The sequence below is a fragment of the Peribacillus sp. RS7 genome (assembly GCF_041956845.1).
In the GTDB taxonomy this organism is placed as follows: domain Bacteria; phylum Bacillota; class Bacilli; order Bacillales; family DSM-1321; genus Peribacillus.
Genome location: NZ_CP168135.1, coordinates 3,677,098 through 3,693,333, shown reverse-complemented (window position 1 = coordinate 3,693,333; position 16,236 = coordinate 3,677,098). Strand labels below are relative to the sequence as shown.

Below are 16,236 nucleotides of genomic sequence, written 5' to 3'. Positions count from 1 at the left end.
ATTGAAAAAAGGCAACATTCCTTATGGAGGTTGTTATACTATCAAAAAAGTTTTTAGCCTTTGCTTCTATCATTTCCACCAAAAAGCCGGTCCCTTCATAAAGGGACCGGCTTACCTTTTGGAATTATTGATTCACATAATGCTCTTTAACGACTGTTGCACAACGCGGGCAAAGTGTTGGATGCTCTTCCACGTGACCTACTTCTTTCGAAACATTCCAGCAACGTTCACACGTTTCACCTTCTGCTTTGGTAACAAGAATCGCTATATCCTCAAGCTTCACCGCTTCTGTTGGGGCACTTGCCACATCGCCAGCGATTTCAAATTCGGATACAATGAATAACTGTTCAAAGCTTTCCTTGATGCTATCCAGCAGATTCTTCGTTTCTTCATTAACATATACCATCACTTTTGCGTTCAGTGATTTTCCGATGACCTTCTGGTTACGGGCTTCTTCTAATGCTTTTAGTACATTATCACGGACGTTCATGAACGCCGTCCATTTTTCTTCAATGACGTCAGCACCATCAATGGAAATTGCTTCAGGCATCAATGTCAACTGTACACTTTCTTCCGTTACACCCGGAATGAACGCCCATACTTCATCAGCTGTATGCGAAAGGATCGGTGACACCAATTTCGTTAAGCTGATCAATGATTCGTAAAGGACAGTCTGAATGGCTAACCGCTCTTTACCAATTGGTGCTTCACAATAAAGAATGTCTTTTGCATAATCCAGGTAGAACGAACTTAAATCCTGAGTGCAGAAATTATTGACCATATTATAAATTGTAGCAAACTCATAATTTTCATAACTTAGCTTCGACTGGGTGATCAGCTTATTCAATTTAACTAGCATGTACCGATCGACTTCAGGTAACTCCTGGACTGCCACTTTATCGGTTTCTGGATTAAATCCATCCAAGTTCCCTAACAGGAAGCGGAATGTATTACGGATTTTACGGTACACTTCCGAAACTTGTTTTAAAATAGGATCGGAAACCCTGACATCCGATTGGTAATCCACCGAAGCAACCCAAAGGCGTAAAATATCTGCACCAAGTTGGTTCATGACCTTGGATGGCAGGACAACGTTCCCAATTGACTTACTCATTTTACGGCCTTCGCCATCCAATGCGAACCCGTGGCTCAACACACCTTTATATGGTGCTTTGCCCGTAACCGCAACACTTGTTGAAAGTGACGAGTTAAACCAGCCGCGGTACTGATCGGAACCTTCTAAATAAAGGTCAGCAGGGCGCTGCAGGTCGTCTCTTTCTTCAAGTACCGCTTGATGAGAAGAACCTGAGTCAAACCATACGTCCATGATATCCGTTTCTTTCGTGAAGATGCCATTCGGGCTGCCTTCATGTGTATAGCCTTCAGGCAGAATGTCTTTCGCTTCACGCTCAAACCAGATGTTCGAACCGTGTTCGCGGAATAGATTTGAAATATGGTTGATGGTTTCATCTGTAATGATCGGCTCGCCATTTTCTGCATAAATGACTGGAATTGGCACGCCCCATGCACGTTGGCGGGAAATACACCAATCCCCGCGGTCACGGACCATATTGAATAAGCGAGTTTCGCCCCAAGCGGGTACCCATTTGGTTTCTTCAATCGCTTCCAGAAGTTCACTTCGGAAGTCTTTGATTGACGCAAACCATTGTGCTGTTGCACGGAAAATCGTTGGTTTCTTAGTCCGCCAGTCATGTGGGTAAGAGTGTGTAATGAACGTCAAGTTCAATAACGCGCCTGCTTCTGTTAATTTTTCAGTAATTGGTTTATTCGCTTGATCATAAAATAACCCAGCAAATTCCCCTGCCTCTTCCGTCATGACTCCTTTTTCATCTACAGGACAAAGTACGTCCAAGCCGTATTTTTGCCCAATGATAAAGTCATCTTCACCATGTCCAGGTGCAGTATGAACACACCCCGTACCTGCTTCAGTTGTTACGTGCTCACCCAACATGATTAAAGATTCGCGGTCATAAAGAGGGTGTTTGGCAACAGCACGGTCCAACTCGCTCCCTTTTACCGTTTTCAGGATAGACGGGTTATCCCAGCCTAAAGTTTCTGTAACCGATTCAAGGAGTGCTTCAGCAATTAAGAATTTGTCATTTTCGACAGCCACTACTACGTAATTTAATTGCGGATGTAATGAGATACCAAGGTTAGCAGGAATCGTCCATGGAGTTGTCGTCCAGATGATGATTTTTACGCCTTCTTCGATTACACCTTTGCCATCCGTGACTTCAAAAGCAACATAGATTGACGCAGAACGTTTGTCTTGATATTCAATTTCAGCTTCGGCTAGGGCTGATTCACTTGATGGAGACCAGTAAACAGGTTTTTTCCCTTTATAGATATAGCCTTTTTTCGCCATTTCACCGAAGACCTTGATTTGCTGTGCTTCATATTCAGGCTTTAATGTGATATAAGGATTATCCCAATCACCACGGACCCCTATTCTCTTAAACTGCTCACGTTGATTGTCAATCTGAACATAAGCATACTCTTCACAAAGCTTCCTGAACTCGGCAACGCTCATTTCTTTCCGTTTCACGCCTTTTTTTGTCAATGCCGTTTCGATTGGAAGCCCATGCGTATCCCAGCCAGGTACATACGGTGCTTGAAAACCGCTCATCGATTTAAATCGGACAATGAAATCCTTTAAAACCTTATTCATTGCATGGCCCATATGGATATCGCCGTTAGCATATGGAGGTCCATCATGCAAAATGAATAAAGGGCGTCCTTCCGTTTGTTCCTGCACTTTTTTATAGATGTTCATTTCTTTCCATTTTTCTTGAATTTCCGGCTCACGTTTCGGCAAATTCCCCCGCATTGGAAATTCAGTTTTAGGCATCAATAAGGTATCTTTGTATTCCATCATAAAATCCTCCATCCGTCTTTACAAAAATTCATTCGAACCAATGACTTGATATCCGGCCAAAATAAAAAGCCTTCTCATCCCTAAAAAAAGGGACGAGAAAGCTTAGCTTCCCGCGGTACCACCCTGGCTAGAAAGATCCACAAAGTGAATCCAACCTCTCGAGCATTCGTAACGTGAATGAAACGCTTCATTTACTTACTGCAAAAGCAGGTTCAACTCAGAACTCAAGGGTGATCTTCAATATCTTCGCTTATTCCGGGCTTTCACCATCCCCGGTTCGCTAAAAATAAGTGTGTGAAGAATTTACTTTCCCTGTCATCGCCTAATGTCATAATGAATAGTATTGTTAAAAAATTATATGCGAAAAAAGTGTTCAAAGTCAAGGAATCGTTTAAATTTCCTCTTCCACTCTCTCATTTAATTCAATTTCAGTCGCATCTACTTCATAATCCAGAAGATGATCCCAATCGTCATTGTCCAGCAAATCCAGCTGTGCACCGACAAGCATTTTGAAACGCGTCCGGAATACTTTGGATTGCTTTTTCAAATCTTCGATATCCATAGCAATTTTCCTTGCTTTCACAAGTGACTCATTGACGATCCGGTCAGCATTTTTCTCTGCTTCCTTTATGATCAGTTTCGCTTCTTTTTGGGCATTGCGCCTTAATTCTTCGGCTGCTTCTTGTGCGACAATAATCGACTTATTAAGTGTACCCTCAATTGTCGTAAAATGTCCCAAACGATCATATGTCTCGTTTAGTTTATCTTCAATTTCTTTCTTCTCCCTCAAAATCAGTTCATAATCTTTAATGACCTGGTCGAGAAATTCATTTACTTCATCTTCATCATACCCACGAAATACTTTGTTAAATTCCTTGTTATGTATATCTATCGGGGTTAAGGGCATTACGGCACCTCCAGAACGGTTTCTACTCTAGTATGTTAAAACTCTATATTCGACAATAAATGTATGAATCCTGCTTGATATTGAATTATTTTTGTCTGCCTAACGAGATTCTCCACTTATCCTTCTTGGTTTTCCCATCAATTGAAGCTATTTTACATCTGCCAAAACCTCTGATGGAAAGTGTATCACCCTCACGGCATTCTTCCGAGACGTTTTCCGTTTGCTTGAAATTCACCTTTACTTTTCCTGACGTTATCAAGGCTTGCGTTTTTTGACGGGACATATTCAGGACAGACGATAGCACACTGTCAAGCCTAAGAGAACTGACGGTGGATACTTGCTCTTCCCATTTTTCGTTAACTTGGATGATATTCCCGATTGGAATCCGTTTGATGGTAACGGAAGCGTTACCTATTTTCTCCAGGTTTCCTGTGAGATATAAATCCATCTCCTCGGCAGCTATAAATTGAATATGCTCCTCAGTCACTATTATATCACCAAATTTTTCACGTTTTACCCCAAGTGACATCAAGGTTCCAAGTATTTGCCTATGTTCAAGCGTAACAAACTTTTTTGGATAGGAGATATCGTATAAGGAGATATTGAAATCCGATGGTTCAGGAGAGTAATAATCAGGGTAAATGAGCACACGTTTTCGCTCAACGTAATCGCTCCCGCCATTAAATTGCAGTTTCGCATCCGGATCATTCCCTAATAAGGATGTAAGAATTTCCTGCTGACGCGGATCAAGGAAATCAGATAGTTTCGGAGCGTAGGAATTTTTAACCTGATCAATCCAATTCATTGCCTGGTCAATAAATTCTTTTTCCTCCGGCCTGAAATGCTGATAAATACTCATGATTGAATAAATGCTCCTTAGCTATCAAGTTAATGGTCGATCATAAGGAATTGATAAACTGGTTCTTCGTTGCTTGCTACTACACAGCGGAAATTCTTCCGACTGTGTAGTAATGATGCATGTCAGGTTAATTGTTGGTCATCCTATTAAAGTCTGTAAGTAATTGATTCCGTAACCGCTGGCAAAATTAAGCACCAGCAAGGCCACAAGAGGTGAAAGATCGATCATCCCAAGTGACGGTATGAACTTTCTGAACGGTTCTAAATACGGTTCGCAAATCTTTTCAAGGAATTTACCAATCGATGTCTCCCTTGCATTTGGGAACCATGACATCAATATGTAACCGATTAATGCCATTGAATAAATTTCTATTAAATAATATAAACCCTGAAGCACTAAACCCATTAACCATTACCACCTCGCTTCTTCGTACTCCTCTTCGGCCGCAAAGCCGGTAATATTACCGGAAACATCGACGTTGTCCGGGGTACATAAGAATATATCTGTTCCGATTTTTTGGATATCCCCGCTGATTGCATAGACAGTCCCACTTAGAAAATCGATGATTCGTTTTCCTTGATCATGCTGGATTCGTTGAAGGTTCACAACAACAGCACGTCTGTTTTTTAAATGATCAGCTACTTCCTGGGCTTCTGCATAAGCACGAGGCTCCAATAATACTACTTTAGAAGATTTCTGTACGCTTTGCAAACTTACGATATTCTGATTGGTATTATTCCCTGCAGAAGAGGGCTGCTGCTGTTTACCTGACTTCACGACTTTTGGTTCAGCCTCCTCTTCTTCCATCACTTCATCCTTGTACTCATACTCATCATCCAGAGCGAAATAAGATTTAAATTTTGATACGAACGACATCTATAGCGTACCTCCTTAAAATTATTCGCCTACAAGTGCAGTACCAATCCTAATCATTGTTGCGCCTTCTTCAATGGCAATCATGAAATCATTGGACATCCCCATGGACAATTCAGTGCAGGGGGCATGCTTCAACCCGGCATTTTGTATTTCCACCTGGATGCCCTTCAGTTTCCGGAAGCATTTCCGCAAAACCTGTTCATCATCCGTCAAAGGAGCCATCGTCATCAATCCTGCAACATTCACCTTATCAAAAACAGCTAACCCTTTTATGAAATCCATTGTCGCCTCAGAATTCAGGCCATGTTTCGATTCCTCACCTGAAACGTTCACCTGCACTAAACAGTTTATCGGCTCATTTGCGCGTTTTTGAATTTCTTCCGCCAAAGAAATGCGATCCAGCGAATGGATATAAGAAATTTTATCGATGACATTCTTTACTTTTCGTGTTTGCATTGAACCAATATAATGCCAGTGGGGCTTGTCCTTCAGCACTTCATATTTATTCAAAAGCCCTTCGTCACGGTTTTCACCCAAATCAATAATTCCCGCTTCCAATGCTTCATTTGCCCTCTCGACCGAAACATATTTCGTCACTGCGATTAACCTTATATCTTTACGGTCCCTTCCACTATTTTCACATGCTATATTTATTTTTTCTTCGATGTTTTTTAAATTGTCCACTACTTTCACTTACCCTAAATCCTCCTTCCAACCGATAAAACTCATCAATCTACCTGTCTTCCCGTTATCACGGCGATGCGAAAAAAACAATTCATGATCACAGCTTGTACAGTATGATGTAACGTCGATCTGACTTTTTGGAATTCCTGATTTTTGAAGAATCAATGCATTAAGTTGCTTAAGATCTAACTGATATTGACCTTCACTGATTAAATTATATGGCTTTTCGTCATTATCTACCAGCAAATTCTGCACTAAATCCATAACATGATCATCCACTACATAGCACTTCGAACAAATCGAAGGTCCAATAACAGCAAATATCTCCGTTGCCTTTATACCCTTATCTAGCCATGCCTCAACCATTTTTCGGGCAATTCCATTAACGGTACCCTTCCAGCCAGCATGTGCCACCCCAATCATACCATGTGCCGGAGCAAGAAAGTATAAGGGCACGCAGTCCGCATAGCAAAGGGTCAGTAAAACATTTTGATCCTTTGTATAAAATCCGTCAGTTGCTTTAAAGGCAGAATCATAATCCATTGCACCTCTTCCGCCATCGCGGCTGGTAACTTGATGGATATTCGTTTCATGTGTCTGCTCGGCGCCTATCCATTCATTAAGCGGAAACAACAGCTTATCGGCTAAAATCCTGCGGTTTCCCTGGACATCTTCAAGCTTATCCCCGACATGAAAACCGGTATTCAATGTTTGAAAATCCCCTGAACTGACTCCCCCATTTTTTGTGGTGAAGCCCGCTACGAGCTGGAGATTTTGTTGTCTCCAGCTGTCAATGAGCATATATTGGTCTTTTACTAAAACAAATGGCTCTTTCATGCTATAAACCTCTTTAGTTTTAGTCTAGTGTATCATATATTTACGCCATGTACCTTTAAAACCGTTCATCTTTCAGCTCTGCTTGAAATACCGTCTGATGTTCAACAAGAATGACATCTGCACCGATTTTTTTTATTTTGCGCCAGGGAATCACAATATCCTGTTCCCTCCCGAAGAAACCCATTAGCCTTGTTCCATTTGAAACGATGATGGCCTCTATTTTCCCTGTGGCCGTATTGATTTCAAGATCTGACATATTACCTAATTTCTTTCCATCGGCTATATTGACGATATCCTTAATTTGAAATTCGGAAATCCTGGTCATATCACTCAACTCCTCAAAATTTCATCATATATGAAGGTCCTATTCCTATGTATATGACATGATTCACTCAAGGATGAAGAATACGATAAATAAACGTACATACAGTTTCCGATTCCCTTCTGGAAGGGATTTTCACAAAATAAAAAAGCCGCTATGGATAAGTTGCTGATAAGCGGGTAATCGACATTTTTGCCCTACCCGCTTCAGCTAACTTTTTCTCATGCTCAGCTTCTACTGTTGGATATTTTTATTCATTTGCTTGATTGCCGCTTTTTCCAATCGGGATACTTGCGCTTGTGAAATGCCAATTTCCTCGGCTACCTCCATTTGCGTCTTCCCTTGGAAAAACCGTTTGCGAAGGATCATTTTTTCCCGGTCATTCAACCGTCTCATGCCTTCATTTATAGCTATTTCATCAATCCAGGTACTATCTTTATTTTTTTCGTCACTCAGTTGGTCGAGTACATAAATCGGATCCCCGCCATCATTATAAATCGGTTCAAAAAGTGAAACTGGATCTTGTATAGCATCTAGTGCAAAAACAATTTCTTCATGAGGTACTTCCAACACCTTGGCGATTTCTTCAGCTGTCGGCTCACGAAGGGTCTGACTTATGAGCTTTTCTTTTACCTGCAAAGCTTTGTAAGCGATGTCTCTTAAAGAACGGGATACCCGAATCGGATTATTGTCACGAAGATATCTTCTGATTTCTCCAATAATCATCGGTACAGCATACGTTGAAAACTTAACATTTTGACCTAGGTCAAAGTTATCTATCGACTTCATTAACCCTATACAGCCTACCTGAAATAGATCATCTACATACTCTCCCCGATTGTTGAAGCGCTGAATGACGCTTAGAACGAGTCGAAGATTCCCGTTTACCAGTTTCTCTCTTGCTGAAATATCGCCATCTTGCAGTTCTTTAAAGAGTTTTCTCATTTCTTCATTCTTTAAAACCGGTAATTTTGATGTATCCACACCGCAGATTTCAACCTTATTACGAGACAAAATTATTCCCTCCTCACAGGAGCGCTGTACAAAAAACAGTATTTCCGCGGGAGGAAAAAATATGCACATGGCTAGAACGGAAAATCATCATTATTTTTCAAAATAGCTAACAAAGTATTGATTTAATTGGCATTTAAGCTCTTTATTTTTTTACACCATTTTATTAAATTCTTTTCGAAGCCTCTTAATAATCCTTTTTTCCAAACGTGAAATGTAGGATTGGGAAATCCCCAGCATATCGGCAACATCCTTTTGTGTTTTTTCTTCCCCACCTGCAAGTCCAAAACGGAGTTCCATTATCTGTTTTTCACGTTCGGATAACTGCGTAAGTGCTTTTGTCAGCAGCTTGCGGTCAACGTTTGCCTCGAGGTCCTTCGTGATGATGTCATCGTCAGTTCCAAGGACATCGGATAACAGTAGTTCATTTCCATCCCAATCGATATTCAGAGGTTCATCAAAAGAAACTTCAGAACGGATTTTGTTATTTCTGCGTAAATACATTAATATTTCATTCTCGATGCATCTCGAAGCATATGTAGCCAGTTTAATTTTCTTCTCAGGATTGAATGTATTCACAGCTTTGATCAAACCTATGGTACCAATGCTGATTAAATCTTCAATATTGATTCCCGTATTTTCAAATTTCCTGGCAATATAAACCACCAGCCTTAAATTCCGTTCAATTAAGATCGATCGTGCAGCTTCATCGCCCTTGGGTAATTTATTGATCAGTATTGCCTCTTCTTCCTTTGAAAGGGGCGGCGGCAGTGCCTCACTCCCTCCTATATAAAATATTTCGTCCGTTTTCAATCCGAGCTTGAACAATAGTTTGTACCAAAAATAAGTGAGCCGAAGAATGAATTTCTTCAAAATAATTCTCCCTTCTAATAAACGGATTATGGTTCAAATTTAAGAATGAATCAATGAATCAGGAGGCATTTTGCACCGGTATTCCGGTTAACATTTTCGGGTGAACGATAGATTGATAGCTATTGTCGGGAGAGAGTTGCTGAAAGGTAAACGAAACGAGACCCTGCTTGACATGATATTCTTTTTCCCCTTGAACGATTTTAATGTAATCCGGCTTGATTGCGGTTAACAGCTGATGTTCATGACCCACGACTTTATAAGGGATGACACGCATTCTTCCGGTCCATGAATATTCGGGCTGTACTTCCTGCTTAATCAGGTTATCAGGGTTTTTAAAGAGCTCTAGCATGTCGTTTGGAATTCCTGCTTCTCCGCCTGAAAGAGAGATGATCATCACTGGGGAACGTGTAATCGGATCATATAATTGATTGCCGCTATCCACCAAACCAAGAAACGTACCTTCAAATTCAGAAATTTTAACCGAGACCGAAACCATTTGTTCATGTGTTAGCTTTGTCATCTCCATCCCTTCAAGTGTTCGCTTGGAAAATTGCCAAGCGAGCGGGAACCCAATCATTACAAATATCCAGCTGACAGGGTCACCAAAACGATTGATTCCTGCATATTGACCAGGGTCCTTGGAAACGATTTGAAATTCAAATAGGTAGTGAAGTCCCAGCAGGATACCTCCCGATAAAAACGTCACAAAATATAAAGTGGCCACCGATTTCATAAAAAGTTTTAACCTATTGAACCCAAAGGTTGCCAGCACCATGACCAGGGATACAAAAATCTTCATGTACGCTCGGTCGGCAATTGCATAAAAAGGAGTGAACACCAATACGATAATGAAGGAACCGATCAGCCCGCCGATGCATACCCGCCAAAGAGCTACCCTACGTTTGAGAATGATGGCGGTCCAATATAAAAGGAGGCAGTCAAATAACCAATTCAATAACCAGATCACATCTAAATATAAGGTCAAACACCCTCCCCTCCTTTTATGAACTAACCTTCCACTAGCAAAAAGTATAGCGTACCTGCCCTTAGAAAGTGTGTCACTTTTTGTACTGAAAAACTTAAGATTTTTTCAGTCATTTTTACCCTTTTTGTAGAAAAACAGCTATTGATATTTTCAATACTGTCTTAGAGACTATCCTGCTCCCTTTTACTACTGTCGATTTATGTTATAAAAGTTTAATAATTTATTGACTCTCTTATCTTGTTATATTTACCAAATATAAATGGCCCGACCCGGTAACCGTAAACGAAGGTGCATGACCAGGAACTCCATCAAGAAGCGGAATCGGGCCTTCCACCGAACCGGAGCATTCAGACACCGATCAAGGGTGCAATTTTCCAGATTTCGATTAGCCATTCGATCAGAGTGACAATGCCCGAGAAAGCCCCATCATCATTAAGGTCAATGGACACAATTGCATTTTTATGAATTCATTTTTCAGACGACAAAAAACCGTCCCCAAATGGGAACGGCATATGACGTCGATATTAACGGCGTCTATTACGGTTACGGAGGAAGGTTGGAATATCCAAGGCCTCTTCACCTTGATTGGCATTACGTGCAGGCTGTTCATTGACTTCTTCTCTCTTCACTTCACGCTTCACGTTTGACTGTGGCGTTTGTTGTGTCTGAGGTCTTGATTGCTGCTGTTGTCCGAGTGTCGGACGTCCTGTAGGCCTTATTGAAGCTTCAACCTCGTTAAAGCCTGTTGCAATTACTGTAACGACGATTTCATCTTTAAGGTTTTCATTGATAACCGAACCAAAAATCATGTTTACGTCTTGATCGGATGCAGTAGCCACGATATCGGCCGCTTCCTGGACTTCAAAAAGACTTAGGTTCGTACCACCGGTAATATTCATCAGCACGCCTTGGGCACCATCAATCGATGTTTCAAGCAGCGGACTGGAGATGGCTTTTTTCGCCGCTTCTGCTGCACGGTTTTCCCCTGAGGAAATCCCGATTCCCATTAGTGCGGAACCTTTGTTGGACATGATGGTCTTAACATCGGCAAAGTCCAAGTTTATAAGACCTGGAACAGCGATTAAATCTGAGATCCCTTGTACACCTTGACGAAGTACATTATCGGCTTCACGGAATGCTTCAAGCATTGGTGTGCTTTTATCGACGATTTCAAGGAGACGGTCATTCGGAATGACGATCAGTGTGTCAACCGATTCCTTCATGGATGAAATGCCGCCTTGTGCCTGTGTTGCACGTTTTCGGCCTTCGAAAGTAAATGGGCGAGTAACTACACCGACTGTAAGCGCCCCTAAATCTTTAGCAATGCCAGCGATGACAGGAGCAGCCCCCGTTCCCGTACCGCCGCCCATTCCAGCCGTTACGAATACCATATCGGCACCTTTTAGCGCTTCTTCAATCTGCTCTTTGCTTTCTTCTGCAGCTTTTTTTCCTACCTCCGGATTGGCACCTGCACCCAAACCGCGTGTAAGCTTCCCACCGATTTGCATTTTAATTTCTGCTTTTGATAGATTAAGAGCCTGTGCGTCAGTATTGACAGAAATAAACTCAACACCCTGTACACCATGCTCGATCATTCTGTTTACCGCATTGTTTCCGCCGCCGCCAACACCTATTACTTTTATCGTTGCTAATTGTTCTAAATTAGAATCAAACTCCAACATGACAATCCTCCTATTTTGACGAAATTCCCGATTCTTTATGATTGTTATTCAAAAAAGTAACCCAGGATTTTTTTGAATTTAGATTCACCTTTTTCACCTTGTTTTTTAGCCGTGTTCTCTTTGCTTTTCTGAGAAACCTTCTGGCTGCGCTGGTCGTTATCTTCATGTGCTTGTCCAGCTGCTACAGGGGTTTTATTAGCGGTGTTTTTTTGCATTCTCTCTTTCTTGCATGCATGTTTAATCAGACCAACAGCTGTCGTATATTGGGGTTCCCTTACTCCGATGTAATTCGGCTCAGCTGTCCTGACGCGATTTTGGAACACATATTGAGCAAGCTCCAGGACTCCCGGCATCTTGACGACGCCTCCGGTCAACACGAAACCACCCGGTATATCCTGGAAGCCAAGTCTCCTCAAATCATCTTGAATCAACTCGAATATTTCGGTCACCCGCGCTTCAATGATATCCGAAAGCATTAGCTGGTTGCAGGTCTGCTGCTGGTCGCTGCCGATGATAGGTATTTGAAATACTTCATCTTCAGACGCATCATCATAAAAGGCATGTCCATGCTTTACTTTTATTTTCTCAGCTTCTTCCATCGTTGTCCTTAGAACGATGGAAAGGTCCTTCGTAAGTGTTTCACCGCCTATAGGTATCACAGACGTATATTGTAAATAGCCTTGTTCGAAAATTGCCAGAGTCGTGGAACCTCCGCCAATATCGACAAGTGCAACACCAAGTTCTTTTTCATCCTTGGATAAAACAAGGGAACCTGCGGCTAATGGCTGAAGAGCGATATCTGTTATTTCTAACCCTGCCCTTTCCACACAACGCAGCGTATTATGTAAAATTGTCCGAAGACCTGTGATTAAAATCCCTCTCATTTCCAACCGCACACCTATCATGCCCCTTGGATCACTTATTTCATCAAGTTCATCAACTTTGTAATGAATCGGCACCACGTCGATTATTTCCCTGTCGGATGGTATCGTTATTAACTCCGCTGCTTCCCTAACACGGAAAACGTCATGCTCAGTAATCTCTTTATTTTCACTGGATACCGCTACTACCCCATGACAGGGCTGAAGCGTCACGTGATTTCCACTTATACCGACGATTACCTTTTTTATCTCCATCCCTATCATCCGTTCTGCTTGCTCTACAGCCTTTTGAATGGATTGGACGGTTTCATCTATACCGACGATCGAACCCTTTTTGAGCCCCTCTGATTTAACATTTCCCACGCCGATTATATTTAATGTGTCATTGACCATTTCCCCAATGATAACTTTTACACTGGATGTACCGATGTCAAGACTTACGTATATTTCATTGCTGTTCATTCCATGGCACCTCCTTCAGTTTTATACATGTATTAGTAGAATAACATTTTTATATCGAAAGACTTATTCATTATAGAATAACAGAACTGATTACAACAGTCATACTAAGCAGTTCATTTGTATTTCCCAAACAGAACTCGTAGATTCCTCACTTTAAGATTCTAATTGTTCGCTTCTCAACTTAACTGATATATTACTAAACTAGATACTGCCATAAACTATTCGTCATTTATAACTTAATTCCCTTTAAAATTATAGATTTTTTTTCTGCTTTTTCCGGGAAATGGACCATTTTTCAATTAGGATCCTTCTAATCAGGGCGATATTTTGAAAGAGCCTTACGCCGAACACGAAGATTGCGGCTAAATATAAGTCTACACCAAGATGTACACCTAGAAAAGCCAAACCTGCGGCCAAAACAATATTAAAGAAGAATCCTGTTACAAATACTACTTCATCATAAAGATTTTGCAGATGCGCCCGTATGCCTCCAAACAAGGTATCAAAAGCAGCAAGCACGGCAATGGAGAGATAATTTGAATATTCTTGGGGAATATCAAAATCCACCAAAAAACCAAGGGTGATCCCAATTAAGAGTCCAAAAACTGGCAACCACATCACGATTCCCCCCCATCCATAATGGGTTCCATGTGTTCCACATTAATAGCATTTTGGTATGCCGGCAATGTTAATTCACCAGTCGGCACCTTAATCTGCACTTCAAAATTATCTATAAAGAAATCATCCATAAGTTCAGAACCTTCAATGCGCTGCTTAAGTTTCTTTGGATTAACGGTTATTGCCTGCATTTCGACAGGGTAATTGACTAGGGGATATCCGTCCATTTTCGGCTGTCCATTAATATCACGAATAACCGATGTCGATATATACCTTTGCCCTGAAATGGAAATTTCGTCAGCTCCAAACCTATACATTTCATTAATGAGCCGAATTATCAGCACAGGTGAAATATACTCGATTCTCTCACCAAGTAGGATATCTTCTTTGATAGGCTGTATAGACACGATTACCCCATTACCTTTTATTTCGGTCAACCCTGCGTCAGTCTTTAATTCGGTCAGGGTGTCACGCAATACTTCTTCTTTACTCTCATTTTTCTTTGTTTCATAGGAGGCAATTTTCCCCTCAAGCTTACTGATATCCTCAATTAATTCCACCTGGGTCTGCTGTTCTTTCAATAAATCATTTTTCAGCTCCCACATATCCCTTGTATCGGAAATGACAGGCTGATTCACCAAATTGAATTGAATAGCGAGCATGAAGCCAGCAATCAACGTAACCAAACTAAAAGAAAGCTTTTTTTTCATTTCCAGTTTCTCACCAATCTTTCATCGAATCCGGCGATCTAATCACCCTCCAATAATTGGATCAAAAATGATATTCTTTTGTTTTTCCACTGTAAAGATAATATTCTCATTAACCAGCTGTTCCTTAATGCCACCTGGTAAGTCCAGGGAAGCACCCAGGACATCAGGGTCCCCAATCGCAGAAATGGTAAATGGAGCAGGATGCTGATGGCCATCGATTGTGATCACTGGCCCATTACAGATTATGTACGAATTATGATTTAACCTTTGACCGTTAATCGCAACAGCCTCTGCACCTGATATGTATAGTTCATTGACGACCTTGAAGACATGCTGTTCGTGGACCAGGTAGTTATTGACATTGGCTTTTGAGTCCATATCTGTACCATCTTCAAGAGTCACCTGAAGGCCTGTGCCTTTCACTTTCACTTTTCCGAGAAACATCCGGTATTTCTCCGTATCCTTTGCCAAATTGAAAAAAAGCTGCTTTTCCTGTGCTAGGTCCTTTTCTATTTTGGATACATTTTCTTGCTTTTGAAGGAGTTCCTTCTGAAGGTCCCGGTTCTGTTTCTCTTGTTCGATCAATTGTTGCCTGAGTTCATATTCCTGATCCCAGGCTTTGTCCTTCCCTACTCCTTTACCATCTTTGGTCAGATTGTAAGAGAAGGCAATCATAAATCCGAGAACTACGCAAACTAGGGGCAAAACCACCCGTTTGCCATTAATTTTCCTCATTAGTGTCTTCCTTTTGTTCAGCGTCTTCATATGCTTTAAAATAAGAACCCACTTCCAGATCAATGACACCCTTTACATCAGGATCCAACTGGCTGACAATCGATGGATAGTGAATCATTTTTTCGTATAAAGTCCGGCTTGTCGCACTTACCTCAAACCCATCGTTCATAAACATGACGATATGATAGGCATCTGTTTTGGTTGGAGCATAATGAATTTCGGAAATGGCATTCTGAATCTCGACAGGAAGCTTGTCCAATTCTTCTAAAAGCAACTTTAATGCTTTACCCTCTTTGAAACCAATTAAAACCGGGGCAAATACTGGAATTTCTCCTGTTGCTAGCTCCTCCAAAACGGTCCCATTTTCCAAAATAGGGGCAAACTTCCCATTATTGGACAGGTATGCCATCCTATTATGTTCCGAAACCGTAATTTTAATGGCATTAGGAAATACAGGTGTTACCTTAACGCTTTTTATTTCCTGATTCTTTTTGATATTAGCCGCGGTTACCCCTGTATCAACCTTCCAGATGCTTCGATCCTTCTTCACCTTACTCAATTTAATGATCTGCTTGGAAGTAATATAACGATTACCCTCCACCTGCACGGATTTCACATAGCTCAAAGGGGATAAAAAATATAGCACACAAGCAACCAGAATGAAGAAAAGGGAAAGCAAAAGAACAAGTCGCCTGTTTGCTTTACTTTTTCTTAATTGTTTTAATTTCGGGATGCGGTCCTCAATGGAAACGATTTTTCCCTTTTCCATCCCTTTCACCTCTTCCTGAAAAAATGGATGGTTTTTGACACAGTACGAAATCAATCAAACTCAAAATTCGGTTATAAATAAACTTTAAAAGGTAACACATTATATCACAAAATTTGGATATAAAAAATA

17 protein-coding genes are annotated in these 16,236 nt (G+C 41.1%); all 17 read right to left on the bottom strand.

Translation table 11 applies throughout. The features are described from left to right. Window positions 1–124: 124 nt before the first annotated feature. On the bottom strand, window positions 125–2,893 hold the full coding sequence (gene ileS, locus ACDZ29_RS18575) for an isoleucine--tRNA ligase (RefSeq protein WP_375088332.1): 2,769 nt from the start codon (window positions 2,891–2,893) through the stop codon (window positions 125–127). 394 nt (window positions 2,894–3,287) lie between these two features. After that, entirely contained in the window at window positions 3,288–3,803 is a 516-nt protein-coding gene (locus tag ACDZ29_RS18570; RefSeq protein ID WP_057913479.1) for a DivIVA domain-containing protein, read from the bottom strand. A gap of 85 nt (window positions 3,804–3,888) precedes the next feature. Next, entirely contained in the window at window positions 3,889–4,662 is a 774-nt protein-coding gene (locus tag ACDZ29_RS18565) for an RNA-binding protein (RefSeq protein ID WP_375088331.1), read from the bottom strand. 138 nt (window positions 4,663–4,800) lie between these two features. Then, window positions 4,801–5,067: a YggT family protein gene (locus ACDZ29_RS18560; protein ID WP_289324339.1), complete on the bottom strand. Its 267-nt coding sequence runs from the start codon at window positions 5,065–5,067 to the stop codon at window positions 4,801–4,803. A 6-nt stretch (window positions 5,068–5,073) separates the two neighbouring features. Beyond that, on the bottom strand, window positions 5,074–5,538 hold the full coding sequence (locus ACDZ29_RS18555; RefSeq protein WP_375088330.1) for a cell division protein SepF: 465 nt from the start codon (window positions 5,536–5,538) through the stop codon (window positions 5,074–5,076). Between the two features lie 21 nt (window positions 5,539–5,559). Then, window positions 5,560–6,231, bottom strand: coding sequence for a YggS family pyridoxal phosphate-dependent enzyme (locus ACDZ29_RS18550; RefSeq protein WP_289324337.1), 672 nt, complete (start codon window positions 6,229–6,231; stop codon window positions 5,560–5,562). Then, a complete protein-coding gene (pgeF, locus tag ACDZ29_RS18545) occupies window positions 6,232–7,059 on the bottom strand; it encodes a peptidoglycan editing factor PgeF (protein WP_289324336.1) in 828 nt (275 codons plus the stop codon). A 55-nt stretch (window positions 7,060–7,114) separates the two neighbouring features. Then, window positions 7,115–7,384 carry a YlmC/YmxH family sporulation protein gene (locus ACDZ29_RS18540; RefSeq protein ID WP_053345249.1) on the bottom strand — a complete coding sequence of 90 codons (270 nt, stop codon included), beginning with the start codon at window positions 7,382–7,384 and terminating at the stop codon, window positions 7,115–7,117. A gap of 231 nt (window positions 7,385–7,615) precedes the next feature. Further along, window positions 7,616–8,395, bottom strand: coding sequence for an RNA polymerase sporulation sigma factor SigG (gene sigG, locus ACDZ29_RS18535; RefSeq protein WP_034313871.1), 780 nt, complete (start codon window positions 8,393–8,395; stop codon window positions 7,616–7,618). 150 nt (window positions 8,396–8,545) lie between these two features. Next, window positions 8,546–9,265 carry an RNA polymerase sporulation sigma factor SigE gene (gene sigE / locus ACDZ29_RS18530; protein WP_053345247.1) on the bottom strand — a complete coding sequence of 240 codons (720 nt, stop codon included), beginning with the start codon at window positions 9,263–9,265 and terminating at the stop codon, window positions 8,546–8,548. A gap of 58 nt (window positions 9,266–9,323) precedes the next feature. Then, on the bottom strand, window positions 9,324–10,250 hold the full coding sequence (spoIIGA, locus tag ACDZ29_RS18525; RefSeq protein ID WP_375088329.1) for a sigma-E processing peptidase SpoIIGA: 927 nt from the start codon (window positions 10,248–10,250) through the stop codon (window positions 9,324–9,326). A 524-nt stretch (window positions 10,251–10,774) separates the two neighbouring features. Then, the gene (gene ftsZ / locus ACDZ29_RS18520) at window positions 10,775–11,932 is read right to left on the bottom strand and encodes a cell division protein FtsZ (protein WP_289317223.1); all 1,158 of its coding nucleotides are present in this window, start codon (window positions 11,930–11,932) and stop codon (window positions 10,775–10,777) included. A gap of 44 nt (window positions 11,933–11,976) precedes the next feature. Continuing rightward, the gene (gene ftsA, locus ACDZ29_RS18515) at window positions 11,977–13,275 is read right to left on the bottom strand and encodes a cell division protein FtsA (protein ID WP_289324334.1); all 1,299 of its coding nucleotides are present in this window, start codon (window positions 13,273–13,275) and stop codon (window positions 11,977–11,979) included. A gap of 252 nt (window positions 13,276–13,527) precedes the next feature. Beyond that, on the bottom strand, window positions 13,528–13,893 hold the full coding sequence (locus tag ACDZ29_RS18510; protein WP_289317225.1) for a small basic family protein: 366 nt from the start codon (window positions 13,891–13,893) through the stop codon (window positions 13,528–13,530). Further along, entirely contained in the window at window positions 13,893–14,603 is a 711-nt protein-coding gene (locus ACDZ29_RS18505) for a DUF881 domain-containing protein (protein WP_289324333.1), read from the bottom strand. Before ACDZ29_RS18505 ends, ACDZ29_RS18510 begins: the two co-directional genes overlap by 1 nt. 42 nt (window positions 14,604–14,645) lie before the next feature. Continuing rightward, window positions 14,646–15,338: a DUF881 domain-containing protein gene (locus tag ACDZ29_RS18500; protein WP_289324332.1), complete on the bottom strand. Its 693-nt coding sequence runs from the start codon at window positions 15,336–15,338 to the stop codon at window positions 14,646–14,648. Then, a complete protein-coding gene (locus tag ACDZ29_RS18495) occupies window positions 15,325–16,107 on the bottom strand; it encodes a cell division protein FtsQ/DivIB (RefSeq protein WP_289324331.1) in 783 nt (260 codons plus the stop codon). The genes ACDZ29_RS18500 and ACDZ29_RS18495 overlap by 14 nt, the downstream gene beginning before the upstream one ends. Between the last annotated feature and the right edge of the window lie 129 nt (window positions 16,108–16,236).

Excerpts from the sequence above, each read along its gene's own strand:
- ileS (WP_375088332.1), bottom strand. The coding sequence starts at position 2,893 with ATGGAATACAAAGATACCTTATTGATGCCTAAAACTGAATTTCCAATG.
- ACDZ29_RS18570 (WP_057913479.1), bottom strand. The coding sequence starts at position 3,803 with ATGCCCTTAACCCCGATAGATATACATAACAAGGAATTTAACAAAGTA.
- ACDZ29_RS18565 (WP_375088331.1), bottom strand. The coding sequence starts at position 4,662 with ATGAGTATTTATCAGCATTTCAGGCCGGAGGAAAAAGAATTTATTGAC.
- ACDZ29_RS18560 (WP_289324339.1), bottom strand. The coding sequence starts at position 5,067 with ATGGGTTTAGTGCTTCAGGGTTTATATTATTTAATAGAAATTTATTCA.
- ACDZ29_RS18555 (WP_375088330.1), bottom strand. The coding sequence starts at position 5,538 with ATGTCGTTCGTATCAAAATTTAAATCTTATTTCGCTCTGGATGATGAG.
- pgeF (WP_289324336.1), bottom strand. The coding sequence starts at position 7,059 with ATGAAAGAGCCATTTGTTTTAGTAAAAGACCAATATATGCTCATTGAC.
- ACDZ29_RS18540 (WP_053345249.1), bottom strand. The coding sequence starts at position 7,384 with ATGACCAGGATTTCCGAATTTCAAATTAAGGATATCGTCAATATAGCC.
- ftsZ (WP_289317223.1), bottom strand. The coding sequence starts at position 11,932 with ATGTTGGAGTTTGATTCTAATTTAGAACAATTAGCAACGATAAAAGTA.
- ftsA (WP_289324334.1), bottom strand. The coding sequence starts at position 13,275 with ATGAACAGCAATGAAATATACGTAAGTCTTGACATCGGTACATCCAGT.
- ACDZ29_RS18510 (WP_289317225.1), bottom strand. The coding sequence starts at position 13,893 with ATGTGGTTGCCAGTTTTTGGACTCTTAATTGGGATCACCCTTGGTTTT.
- ACDZ29_RS18505 (WP_289324333.1), bottom strand. The coding sequence starts at position 14,603 with ATGAAAAAAAAGCTTTCTTTTAGTTTGGTTACGTTGATTGCTGGCTTC.
- ACDZ29_RS18500 (WP_289324332.1), bottom strand. The coding sequence starts at position 15,338 with ATGAGGAAAATTAATGGCAAACGGGTGGTTTTGCCCCTAGTTTGCGTA.
- ACDZ29_RS18495 (WP_289324331.1), bottom strand. The coding sequence starts at position 16,107 with ATGGAAAAGGGAAAAATCGTTTCCATTGAGGACCGCATCCCGAAATTA.